This window comes from Echinicola rosea, assembly GCF_005281475.1.
Lineage (GTDB): Bacteria > Bacteroidota > Bacteroidia > Cytophagales > Cyclobacteriaceae > Echinicola > Echinicola rosea.
Genome location: NZ_CP040106.1, coordinates 5,026,085 through 5,039,358 on the forward strand (window position 1 = coordinate 5,026,085; position 13,274 = coordinate 5,039,358).

7 protein-coding genes are annotated in these 13,274 nt (G+C 44.9%); 3 read left to right on the forward strand and 4 right to left on the reverse strand.

The features are described from left to right. Positions 1 to 1,359, reverse strand: a complete 1,359-nt coding sequence (locus FDP09_RS19575) for an alanine/glycine:cation symporter family protein (protein ID WP_137404272.1) — start codon at positions 1,357 to 1,359, stop codon at positions 1 to 3. A 511-nt stretch (positions 1,360 to 1,870) separates the two neighbouring features. Here FDP09_RS19575 and proB point away from each other — a divergent pair. Together proB and FDP09_RS19585 are read left to right on the forward strand one after the other, a co-directional pair. Next, the gene (gene proB / locus FDP09_RS19580) at positions 1,871 to 2,959 is read left to right on the forward strand and encodes a glutamate 5-kinase (RefSeq protein WP_137404273.1); all 1,089 of its coding nucleotides are present in this window, start codon (positions 1,871 to 1,873) and stop codon (positions 2,957 to 2,959) included. Between the two features lie 669 nt (positions 2,960 to 3,628). After that, positions 3,629 to 4,549, forward strand: coding sequence for a hypothetical protein (locus FDP09_RS19585; protein ID WP_137404274.1), 921 nt, complete (start codon positions 3,629 to 3,631; stop codon positions 4,547 to 4,549). Positions 4,550 to 4,745: 196 nt separating this feature from the next. Here the strand turns inward: FDP09_RS19585 and FDP09_RS19590 are convergent, their stop codons facing one another. Together FDP09_RS19590 and pgi are read right to left on the reverse strand one after the other, a co-directional pair. Continuing rightward, on the reverse strand, positions 4,746 to 9,230 hold the full coding sequence (locus FDP09_RS19590; protein WP_137404275.1) for an AAA family ATPase: 4,485 nt from the start codon (positions 9,228 to 9,230) through the stop codon (positions 4,746 to 4,748). Between the two features lie 92 nt (positions 9,231 to 9,322). Beyond that, a complete protein-coding gene (pgi, locus tag FDP09_RS19595) occupies positions 9,323 to 10,966 on the reverse strand; it encodes a glucose-6-phosphate isomerase (protein WP_137404276.1) in 1,644 nt (547 codons plus the stop codon). Positions 10,967 to 11,236: 270 nt separating this feature from the next. Here pgi and FDP09_RS24220 point away from each other — a divergent pair, with 270 nt between their 5' ends. Then, entirely contained in the window at positions 11,237 to 11,371 is a 135-nt protein-coding gene (locus tag FDP09_RS24220; RefSeq protein WP_262710631.1) for a hypothetical protein, read from the forward strand. Between the two features lie 431 nt (positions 11,372 to 11,802). Here the strand turns inward: FDP09_RS24220 and FDP09_RS19600 are convergent, their stop codons facing one another. Further along, on the reverse strand, positions 11,803 to 13,026 hold the full coding sequence (locus FDP09_RS19600; protein WP_187328717.1) for an O-antigen ligase family protein: 1,224 nt from the start codon (positions 13,024 to 13,026) through the stop codon (positions 11,803 to 11,805). Positions 13,027 to 13,274 lie beyond the last annotated feature (248 nt).

Consider the following 13,274-nt stretch of genomic DNA (forward strand, 5'->3'; position numbering starts at 1 on the left):
TTATAACATCCCCTTTTCTTTCATCCTTCTAAAATAATCCTTGGTGGCTGCCCTTACTTTTGGAGAAAGATAAATGGCAGAAATCATGGTAGGAAAGGCCATCACGGCATACATGCCATCCACAAAACTCATCACCACCTTTAGCGAGACGACCGCCCCTGCAACAATGGTCAGCAAATAGAAATAGTTATAATAATCCGCCTTATCCGCGCCGAAAAGGTAATTAAAGCACTTGTGGCCATAGTAGCTGTAGGTAAACATAGTGGACAGCGCAAATACCAGTACAGCAGCCATTAAGAAATATTTGCCCACCACCGGAATCCCGCTTTGAAAAGCCGAGAGGGTCATCAGCACGCCATCCTTTTCGCCCGTTTCCCATACGCCAGTGACCATAATGGTCATCGCAGTCAAGGTACAAACTACAATGGTATCGATAAAAGGCCCCAGCATCGCAATCAAGCCTTCACGAACAGGCTCTTCGTTTTTGGAAGCTCCATGCACCATGGGCGCTGTACCGATCCCTGCTTCATTACTGAAGGCAGCTCTTCTGGCTCCCGTAATGATCACCGCCCCTATCGAACCGCCCAAAACGGCTTTTCCTGAGAAGGCATCGTCTAGGATATACCAAAAAGAAGGCAATATCTGATCACTAAACCGGAAAAGAATAATCAACACACTCAAGAAATAGAGGGTCACCATAAAAGGCACTAATTTGGAGGCTACCGAGGCAATACGCTTGATACCTCCCAAAATGACTGTGGCGACCAACAACATCATCGATATGCCCAAAATCCACCTCGTAGATACGCCATAGTCCAAACCAAATGGTTTCAGAAGTACAACACGGATAACATCGGTCAGTTGATTGGCCTGGAAGATGGCCAAAAGCCCCATGATTCCTGCAACACAGAAGATGATGGAGAGAAATCGCCATTTCTTGCCCATTCCCTCTTCGATCACGTACATGGGACCTCCTTGGATATGACCAGAGCTGTCCTTACCACGGTACATGATGGCCAGTGTACACGTAAAATACTTGGTCGCCATGCCGACAAATGCCGACACCCACATCCAGAATATCGCTCCTGGACCGCCTGTCCCGATGGCCAAGGCCACTCCACTGATATTGCCCAAGCCCACTGTTGCTGCAATGGCCGAAGTAAGGGCTTGAAAGGATGTTATATCCCCTTTGGCATTGGGATCATCGTATTTGCCACTTACCACTTTCATCGCATGGGCAAAGCCACTGAAAGGGATTATGCCAGAATATAAAAACAATAGGGTCCCTCCTCCCAAGAGCAGGTACAATAATGGCCATCCCCAAATCCAATTACTAAAATCAATGATCAGTTGCCCCATAGCTAACGTTATATTTTACCCAATTCAATCTTCAGTTTTTCCTAAAAGCAAAACTAAAAACTGAATATTACCACCATTTTCCTACTTATCCAAAAATGAATTTTATAATCTAACAGTTATTTTTGCTCATGGAAATCACGAAATACGCAGAATTCAAGGAAAAATTAATTAATAATTCTAATGATACTTTCTCTGTCGATTAAAAATGAAGGTGTTATATGATTTACTATGGGTAACTTTTATTTTGTTTGCCAAATTATAGCGTGACTATCACTTTGTTACTTTTTTGCTTCAGGTCAAAAAAGTAACCAAAAGTACTTTATTCGTACAGAATTCCAGTAACATTCCCCTCCTTAATCACCTGGTACATTCTGTGTACTCTGTGCATTCCGTGAGCACCATAAAAGTTCCTGTGTAATCCGCGGGAAATCCCCACAATAAACATCCGGTCAATCCGAGGGAAATATCCAGAAACCTTGCTATTTTTGGAGGTGCTTTACAAATTACACGTATGATCCACCGAAAGGCCAACACCATCGTCATCAAAATTGGCTCTAATGTACTTACCCAGGCCGATGGCACTCCTGACACCAACCGCATGAAAGCCTTGGTGCGCCAGATGGTTTATCTGCGCGAGCAAGGCCAAGAAATCATACTGATCACCTCGGGAGCTGTAGCTTATGGTCGTAAATCCACCGTTTTCGAAGAAAAGACCGATCCCATCATCCAAAAACAAATTTTTGCCGCAATAGGGCAAATTGAACTGATCGGATACTACAGGCAGCTTTTTCTGGAGCATAATGCACCGATCGCCCAGATCATGGTGACCAAAAGCGATTTCAGGGACAGAAAGCATTACCTGAACATGAAAAATTGCCTGGAAGGGCTACTCAAAAACAATATCATTCCGGTGATCAATGAAAATGACACCGTATCGGTTACGGAGCTAATGTTTACCGATAATGATGAATTAGCCGGATTGGTGGCCGCTATGCTGGATGCCAAAAATCTAATCATTCTCAGCAATGTAGCAGGAATCTTCAAAGGCCATCCAAATGATCCCGGTGCCGAACTGATCGAAAAAGTCGATGCAGATACCCCATCCATGGCCAACTTCATTTCAAGTTCCAGGAGTTCCTTTGGACGAGGTGGAATGCTCACCAAAATGAACATGGCCAAAAAATCCGCTGATCTGGGCATCGGTGTTACCATTGCCAATGGCAAGCGGGAGGATGTGCTCATTGATTACTTCCATAACAGGCTGCGCTGCACCTACTTCGAACCATCCAAAGCCAAACAAAGTCCAAAAAAGTGGATCGCTCACAGCGAGCACTACTCCACGGGGGAAGCCATTATCAACGCCGGGGCTGAAAACGCCCTGAGATCCGACAAAATCACCAGCTTGCTGCCCATCGGTGTTCTTAAAATCCATGGAAACTTTTCCAAAGGTGACATTATCCGCATCCTCTCAGAAGATGGACGGAAGATCGGTTTGGGCAAAGCGGCTTATGGTGCCAAGGTAGCAACCGAAAAACAGGGCTTGGCCAACCAAAAACCCCTTATCCACTATGATTACCTATACCTCCATCAGGAAGGATAGGTGTCTTAGCTGCATACAGCATCACACCAAGAGCTGATCGTACTTAAAAATCAGCATTTAATAAACTGCGGTACGGATAAACTATTGCTTATTCCATGTTTAAGTGTATTTTTGACTTTTGTGAAGCCATTTAACCCGTTTTATCAATGTCGTTTAGTTAAAGAGATTTTCCAATACGGATCGTCCATTGAGAAAATTATGGTTTTAATCCATGGCCTTTTTATAACATGTATAAAATGGATCCGCCTTGCAGGTATTGGGCGTTAAGAAATTAAAAAGCGGGCGGGCAAAAAGTCAGGCTTGTTTAACGAAATACTAGCCAAAAAGAATATTGGCACCTAGGAAAGGAGGAGTTTGCCTGCATGAGGAAAGGTTTTAATTTTAGGCCAATAGATGCACACCTGTGCGCCGTGGCGTAGCGGCGGGGTTTTTGGTTACTTTTTTGACATGAAGCAAAAAAGTAACAATGGTAAAGAGATGAAAACCATCTTGGAATTTAACAAGAATAATAATTAAACCAATATTTCCAGATACACGCTAACTAAACGACATTGCCCTGAATATGCATTAGGAATCGTAATAGATAGGCTAATGCAAAATGCGGGTTTAATGCACACGCATGTACAAGTGGGTAAAATTACCCATCCAATATTTTAAAAAACAATGACCATGAACACAGACCAGACATCCTTCTCCAGAGATGAAGAAAACCAAAACGTATGGCTGTCCAAAAAAAATGCCCACACCATTACGCTTACCGATCATGGCATCACGCCAACCATCCTCAACACCGAAGCGGAAGTAGGACAAGCCATGCTAAATGAGCTCTACGCCACTGCTGAAGCAAAAGAAGGCGAAATCAACATTGCCCTGCTTGGAGGAAGGGGCGCCCAAGAGCTGCACAGGCTATTGGGGAAATTGGCCGAAACCGGTGAAAAAGACGAACTGCTCGGCAGGTTGAACGTTTTTACCCAAGATGCCCTGGCACCGATGGGCATGGCCAATGGCTTTAGCTTTGTCCGGGATTTTGAGCGAATTTTGGGCGATGCATTTTTCCGCAAAATAAAGAGTTTTACCCCCATGCAGACCGATACGGAGGACTTGGAATCCGCCCTTGTGGATTATCTGAACAAGCTGGAAGCACTGGGCGGGCTTGACATCTTTTTTATCGGCCATGGACCCGAACAAAACCAAGCTTCCCACTTGGCCTATATCAAGCCATTTTCTGGTGCCAAGCCCCACCATATGGCCGGCTTGATCCCCATATCCAGCAGTATTTTAGAGCACCATATCAGCAAGTTCAAAGCTGGAGGAAGTGTGGTGAACGAACATGATGAAACGGAATGTCGCTCTGCCGAGTACATCCTTACCTTGGGACCGGCAGCGATTATCCAGGCAAAAAAGGTCGTTCAATCAGTAGTGGATGCTGATTCTGCCCCTGCCAAGGTCAAAACTTACGCGAAGGTGCTCAACAGCCCCATAAGTAATGACAGTGAAGAGGCACTGCAGCAGCTAAATGCCAACCCAGGCTTATGGATCAGGCTCAACCCAAACACAAAATCCTTTGTTCTGCCTAATTTGGGGGTATAATGCCAAGTGAACGCTGTTTCCAAGTGGCCAAATAATCAAATCAAAAACGCAAGAACATGTCACCTTCCCAACCCGAGTTTACTGCTCGGGTTGGGAAATCATAATATGTGACATAAGACAAAATCACCCCGCTGTCCCGTCAATTGCGCACTGCGGCGCCAAGTAAAATGGGAATTCCGACTTTCCTCCACCATAATCACTCCATCACCATTCCCACCCCAATTTTTTCCAATAAGTACGGATTATGATCGATCACCAGGAGATCATTTCCTTTGCTAAGGTCTTGAAGGATATCAAATAGCAGGTCAATATCCGCATAGTGTAAACCCGTACTGGGCTCATCCAAAACCAAAAGCTGTCCCTGTTTTCTTTGCTTTATCCAATTGAGCAAGAGCAACCGCTGCTTTTCTCCGGAGGAGAGGGATTTTACCGCTTGGTCCAAATTTAGGTGCCCCAATCCAATACTTTCCAATTTCTCGAGAAAGGATAACCGCGCTGGGGCCAACTGCTGATCGGCCAGCCAGCGATGTGATTCACCAATGGACAAGGCCAGCACTTCTGCAATATGGAGTCCTCCTACGCGGTATTTTAACAAAGATGCTTGGTACCGCTGACCATGACAAACCTCACACGTTTCGATATGATTGGCGGCCACATCCAGACTGGTAGATACTGTTCCTGTTCCCTTGCAGTTGGGACATTGGCTGGCTTTGTTTTTATAGGAAAAGTCCCTCGCCTTCAAGCCAGTTTTCGTTGCGAAAATTTTGGTAATGTCTTTTAGCAAATCCAAATAGGCCACCAATAAGGTACTGTTATAAGCTTGTAGCTTTTTCGGCTCAAAATACTGGGCTCCACTATAGGACTTTGGCCATGTAATACTGGCACAATTCACCGCATGTCCCTGTTCGATACTTGGAATCAAGATATCCTTTACCAAAGTAGTCTTTCCGATCCCCGATTTTCCTGTAATGGCCGTAATACCACCTACAGGCACATCAAATGCTTCCTTGACCAACGTATGCTTGGCCAGTTGCCGTAATGATATCGCCTCCTTCCCTGCTTCCAAGGCAATCGGCTTGGTAGGTTGCTTTAAAAATGGATGGCAATCCGGCTTTTTCAGAAATGCCTCAGGACTTCCATTAAAGGTAACATATCCCCCATGTTTTCCGGCTTTTGGGCCAATCTCCACCAAATTATCCGCTGCCATCATGATTTCCTTGTTGTGCTCGATCGCGATTACAGTATTTCCCTTGTCTGCCAACTCCTTCAGCAATTGCACAAGATCCGGAATATTCTCTGCTGATAAGCCAGCAGATGGCTCGTCCAACAGATAGGTAATTCCCTTTAGTGGACTATTGAGCTGCTTGATCAGGGCCACCCGCTGCTGTTCTCCCCCGCTTAAGGTCGTCGATTTTCGGTTGAGCTGAAGGTGATCGATATGTAGTTGGCTTGCCCGTTTAAGCGTATTGGCCAAATGTGCCCTGATGCTTTCGATCAGCTGTTGATCGACCTGTTCAGTAGTTTCCGACGAATTTAACCAGCGGTCAAGTGCATTGAAATCCATTGATTTCAGTGCATGGATGGACTTATTTCCAATCCGTACCTCCAGCCGTTCCGTTTTGAGTCCACTGCCGTGGCAATGGCTGCATTTGGCGTATGAAAGCAGCGATTTGAGTGGTTGGTGCTTGTTCTTCCGCGTCAAATAATACTCGTCCATCAGGTATTTGAATAGCCCTGCCCACTTCATCTTCACCTGCTGGGTGCCTTCACGGGTTTTGGTCTTAAACTTCCAGGTCGCTTCCCAGATTTTACCTTCCACTCCTTTGAAAATCACTTCTTTTTGAACAGAAGTCAAATCCCTGAATGGGGTATTTAGATCAAAACCGTACTCCTTGCCTACTTCCTCCAAAACGGCCATATACTGTCCACCTGCCTGGCCATAATAGGCCAATCCTTTGTTATGCGCTAAAAGCCCTTCAGCAATACTGAGGTTATCCTCCAAGACGATCTTATCCACATCAGGAATCAACTCCTGACCCATTCCATCACAGACCACGCATTTGCCCAATTCATGGTTACTGGAAAAGTGACTTGCCGACCACTCCAGCCCAGTATATTGGGCCTTTCTGGAAAATGCAAAACGCAGGGTTTTATCAAAATCCGTTTGTTGGGCAATGTCCGAACGCTCGGAAAAGTTCTTCTCCTTTCGGGTAATGCAAATACTCGGGGTAAGGCCTTCAATATTATCCACTTCCAACTGAAAATCAACGCCCACTCTCGATTGCTGATAGCTAGAAAATTGCTTGGTCATTTCCTGTAAGCCATAGCCATGCAAGGTATCAATGACCAAGGAAGATTTTCCCGATCCGGAAATCCCCGTGACCACTGAAAAATGCTCCTTGGGAAATTCCAGACTGATGTCTTTAAGGGCATGGGTACGAGCTCCCCTGATGACGATGACATCTTGGTCCTGTATCGCAGGCAGCTTCGCTTCGGACAACTGAGGCCGTAAGGCATTATCCACCAATACATCACATTCGGATTGGAAAAGGGAATGGTTTTCGAAACACACAATCCCTGCCGTTTGCTTTTTGAGCTGGTTCAGGGCATCCATCAGTTGCTGCACATTCTGCTGATGGAGTCCGATGCTCGGCTCCTCCAAAAGCAAAATGGCATTTTTGGAAGGCTTCGCAAAATGCTTCGTCAACTTGATTCGCTGTGCTTCACCGCCGGACAATGTATTGGAAGGCTGCCCCAGCTTAACGTATCCCAATCCCAGTTGGAGCATCAGTTCCAATATCTTCGCCAATTTCTTTTCTTCTGCGAAAAAATCCCTTGCTTCCTTGATGCTCAGGTTATAGATTTCGGCAATATTCTTCCGGTTCCAATGTATCTTTAGCACATCAGGCTTAAACCGCTTACCTTGACATACAGGACAAACTTGGTTGATATGGCCCATCACGCTCATGGAGAGCGTAATCACCCCCGCACCTTCACAGTTGGGACAGCGACCGGTTTTATTGTTAAAGGAAAAAGCACCTTTTGTCAATTTCAAGGCCTTAGCCTCAGGGGTTTTTGCCAGCAAATCCCGGATTTTATCGGCCAGCCCAGTATAGGTGGATGGATTGCTCCGCGGTGTTTTCCCAATCGGCTGATCCGTCACCGTAAGGGTATTCAGTTCATGTTCTTCTGCGTATGTTGAAATCCGCTCAAGTACCAAACTTGTTTTTCTACTGACCACGGTCAAGGTTTTGGCCGTAGGCTGAAAACTGGCCTCCGGTAGGTGATCCACTTGATCGCTCTGGCTACCATTATCTTGAATAGCAGTCAATGTTGGACTTTCAAGTCCTTCTGCCTGTAAAAATTCCTTGGTGGTACCGTTAAAAATGACTTCGCCTCCTTCTATTCCTGCTTTTGGCCCCAGTTCCACGATCCAATCTGCCGATTGAATAAAGTTCAAATCATGTTCCACCACCATCACGGTGTTTCCCCCCCGAATCAATCGATCAAAGATATGACGGAGGTGCAGCTGATAGGACGTCGGCAATCCGATTGAGGGCTCATCAAAAACATATAAGATCCCCTGTAGGTTACTATTGACCTGTTTGATCAGTTTGATACGTTGGGCATCACCCGAGGAGATGTCCATACTGGAGGTGCTCAACTGATAGTGCCCCATTCCCAAGCGGATAAGGTCTAGCAACTGGGTGCATAGCTTATCGACCAGTACCTTTTCTCCACCGGATAAGGTTACTACCTGAAGCCGGTCATACAGTGCCTGTAGAGAAAGGTCCATCCAATCATGGAAGTTTAGTTCCTTCCACCGATATTTCAGATGTTCGGCCTTTATCCGTGCCCCTTTGCAACTCGGGCATAGCTTAGCGCTCACGAAGCGAAGGATACTGACATTTCTGTCGAGCCTCAGGATGTCGGACATGATTGGAATTATTCCTCTGTAATAGCCCTCCTCTCTCGGTTTGGCCTTGAATCCCTCCCACCTAAGACGTGACTCCAAACTGTGTTTGCCGTAAAAGACTTTTATACGGTCGCTGCCGTACAGGATGACCTCTTGTTGCTCTTTGCTCAGCTCCTTCCAAGGCACATCTACCGAAAAGCCATGCGCCGCACATACTTTATTCAATTCCTCCACAGTCACTTGGGAATAGACAATATAGCCATTGGGCAAGGTGGTGGTGATGGCTCCTTCCCGCAAGGTTTTGTTTTCGTCCCCCACCAGTTTATCGATATCAATGTACTCTGCCTCACCAATGCCCCGGCATTTTTCACAAGCCCCTTTGGGGTGGTTAAACGAAAAAAGTGACTTGCTCATCGCTTCTTCCCCGGCATAGCGTGCAAATAATACGCGAAACAGTGGAGTCAATTCCGAAAGGGTTCCAAATGTAGCATTAATGGATTGGAAACGCTTGGACTGTTCGACCTTGATTACTGGGGGAAGTGCTACTATTTCGTCCACGGAAGCAGTAGGGATTGCTTGGGCATTCTGCTGATTATATGCAGGAAGTCCTTCCAGAAAATACCGATACCCTTCATTGGCTATCACCCCCATGGCCAAAGATGATTTTCCCGATCCAGAAAGTCCCGTCACGACAATCAGCTGGTGTTCGGGGATTTTCAATGATATATTTTTAAGGTTGTTTTCGTAGGCGTTGGTGATGAGCATGTAAAGTCAATTTTATGTTGGAACCATAAAGGTAAAAAAGTAAAAAGCCCGGCAATAAGCCGGGCCTTAAATCGTATTCAATTTAATCCTTCCTATCTCATCGTTTTGAAAGCATTGATCAGGCCATTGGTAGAGGCATCATGGGAAGTGACTTTTTCATCACCTTCCAACTCGGGAAGGATTTTCTTTGCCAGAACTTTCCCAAGCTCCACGCCCCATTGGTCAAAGCTGAAGATGTTCCAGATCACCCCCTGCACAAATATTTTATGCTCGTACATTGCCACAAGTGCTCCCAAGGTATAGGGATCCACTTTTTTGACCAAGATCGAATTCGTAGGACGGTTGCCCTCAAACACTTTATGTGGAGCCAATTTGGCAATTTCGGCTTCAGATTTTCCAGATTGGGCAAGTTCTTCCTTTACCTCCTCCAGTGACTTTCCGTTCATTAAGGCTTCTGTTTGCGCAAAGAAATTGGAAAGTAACTTTGGGTGGTGATCGCCTACAGGATTATGGGAAATAGCCGGGGCGATAAAGTCACAAGGAATCAAATGGGTTCCTTGGTGGATCAATTGGTAAAAGGCATGTTGGCCATTCGTACCGGGCTCACCCCAAATGATGGGACCGGTAGTATAGTCCACTTTCTCGCCGTTTCGTGATACATACTTTCCGTTGCTTTCCATATTGCCTTGCTGGAAATAAGCGGCAAATCGGTGCAAGTACTGGTCGTACGGCAATATCGCCTCAGATGCCGCCCCTAGGAAATTGGTATTCCAAATTCCGATCAAGGCCAGGATTACCGGGATATTAGACTCAAAGTCAGTCCCCCTAAAATGCTTGTCCACAGCGTGGGCACCTTCCAATAGCTTCTCAAAATTGTCAAAACCTATGGCACAGGCAATCGGCAGTCCAATAGCAGACCATAGGGAGTATCTTCCCCCTACCCAATCCCAGAAAGCAAACATATTGTCCGTATCAATTCCAAATGCAGAAACCGCCTCAGCATTGGTGGAAAGGGCCACAAAATGCTTGGCAACTGCTGCTTCGTCCTTGGCATGATCCAAGAACCAAGACCTGGCAGAATGGGCATTGGTCATGGTTTCCTGTGTCGTAAACGTCTTGGATGCGATGAAGAAAAGCGTGGTCTCCGGATCTACTTTCTTTAGGGTTTCGGCCATGTGCGTGCCATCCACATTGGAGACAAAATGGATATCCAAACTTTCTTTTTGATAAGGCTTCAATGCTTCTGTCACCATTACCGGACCGAGGTCGCTTCCTCCGATTCCGATATTTACCAGTGATTTGATAGGCTTTCCGCTAAAGCCTTTCCATTCGCCATTGTTGATTTTGTCCGCAAAGGTCTTCATCTGTGCCAATACAGCATTGACCTCTGGCATTACATCTTTACCATCTACCTCCACCGGGGTGTTGCTGCGGTTTCTTAAAGCGGTATGGAGGACTGCACGGTCTTCCGTTTGATTGATATGGGCTCCCGTAAACATCGCCTCGATGGCTGACTTCAGGTCAATCTCATTGGCCAATTCAAAAAGCGTGACCAACACTTCGTCATCTATCCTGTTTTTAGAGTAATCCACCAAAATATCCTCAAAATGGGTGGAGTATTTATCAAATCTACTGCTATCAGCAAAAAGTGATTGGATGGTTTGTGATTTTTTCTGGGCAGCCAGCTGGGAAAGCTTTTTCCAAGCTGCTGTTTGTGTTGGATTGGTATTTTTCATGTTTATTAGGTTGATTGGAAGGCCATCTATGACCAGCCCATGGTAAAATGAGTTTCCAATTATTGGTTTAAAAACTGTTCAGTGAACAAAAATAAGATTTATATTTTGGCCATAAAATTAATCGGCACGAGTTTCAGTTACTATCTTGTTAATTTTAGGAGTAAAAAGTATTCTTCCCAAAAGGCTCCACAACCATTAATGCGTAGCAAATTCTTTGTAGCCTAACAAAAGCTCAGCTATATTATTATAGTAAACATCCGTTTGTGAGTGATGTTAAATAACGTTTTGCTATACATTCTTTGCCACCTTTTGATTCTCACAGTGGGAGTCCAGGCCCAAGACCTTACCCTCCTCAATAAATATGGGGAAGAAATCCAAAATAAGAAGGAAGCCTACTACTACTAAAGACTATTTTCCAGTGATGAGCAAAAGGACGCCTATCATATATTGAGCAGGGAGTATAAATTGGCAGCAATGCATGTTGAAATCAAGGATAAAAGCAGCGAGGTTGTACTTCATCTTAAAACCATTTATAATTCACTTGGTAATAAAAAGAAGATTATAAAAAAAGATCTCAAAAAGCACATTGCTGAAATTCAAGTATTAAATGGAAGGTTTGTGAATGAACTTATTTAATGGGAATTAGAACTTAACCAGATTTTTTGGTTCTTATGGAACCAATTCTGACAATAAAAAGGCTAAAGGCAGCTTCTTTCTAAGGGCTGTGTCATAACAAAGATTTTTTGACGAATTATAAGCACATTCAGCATGTATTGTTTGATCAATAGACAGTAGTTCGTCCATTAGCAAACTTTTTGGCCATTTTTGGCCTGACTTCAATCAAGTAAAAGCCGCATTTCCTGCTTTATTTCCTCTACCGCTTGACTTGGGACTTTTGGTTCTTTTTCCAGTAGGTAAGTTGCAAGGACACTCATTTTTCTCTCTTCTCCCATTTTATGATACAGCTTGACCAGCAGATATTTGGAGTAAAATCGGTCTGGCAACATATCTGCTCCCAGTTGATAAGCTGCCTCTGCCTTAGCATACCTGCCCAAGGCCTGGTAACTATCTCCCAGAGCTGTCTGAATAATGGTATTGTTTAAATAATTCTCAGCCTCCTTTAATATTGTCACGGCTTTGGTATGGTCTCCGGCCACTGAAAGTGCCTTGCCATAATTGCATAAAAACGCCCCGTCATGTGCAAATATTGCCCATGCCTTCTCATACTGGCCCAAGGATGCTCTATACTCCCCTTTCTCATAACTTATCAATGCGTCTTGCCACTCCTTTGATGCTTGATAGAAACGGTATGTATGCAAAATAAGGCCAATGGTAAGCACCATAAAGGCACCACTAACTCCCCATTTTATGCGCTTAGAAAATTCAGGGATTGTACATAAAGTTTTACTATACCCAGCAAGGATGGCCAAGTAAACAACCCCACAAAGCTTGATCGGTAGGATATGTGAAGGATAGGAAAACATCCCAAAGACCAGCAGCGAGATCAACCCGGTCTTGGCGATCCAAATTTCTGGCTTTTCCCTGCTACCCTTAATACGAAAACTGACAAATAATAATGCCAAAACCAAAACGAACCCCACCATTCCCTGCTCCACCAAAAGCTGTATTCCCTCATTAAAGGCATATACCACATCGTCTGCCAGCGGAATAGATGGATCACCTGGGTTTTGTCTGAAATACGCTGCCTGAGCCTCCATATATCCCGCTCTAAAACGATCAAAGCCAATTCCAAAAAGCGGCTGCTCCTTTATCAATTGTCCAGAAACCTTCCAAATCAACAACCTACCGTCCGCAGAATCTTTCTTGAGAAAGTACAGTCCGGTCAAGACTCCTACACACACTACCCCAAGTACAAAAAGGAACAATACCCTTTTTAGGCCTTTGCCCAGCCAAGCTCGTACCTTCGCATACCATTCATAGCAAAAAGAAAACAGAAAAACCGAAGATACGATCACCGCCAACCAAGCTGCACGGGAATGCGTTACCGAAAGCACCAAGAGGATACCCAACATTGTAACCAGAGATAGGTACTTGATCACTGATCCCATTTTTTTAGTAAAATCGAGTTTGGTATGAGCTGGTACAGCTTCCTTTTTTGTCAGTAAATACCCCCCCAAGGCAACAGGAAAAACCACCGCTAGATAGCCGGAATACGGTCCAGGATTAAAGAAGCTGCCCGTAACTGGAAATCCCGAATGCAATGAAGGATATATCCCGTAAAGCTGTAACTCTCCGTAAATTACCTGAGCCAGACCTGAGAACGTAATTGCAAAAAACAATAAACCGA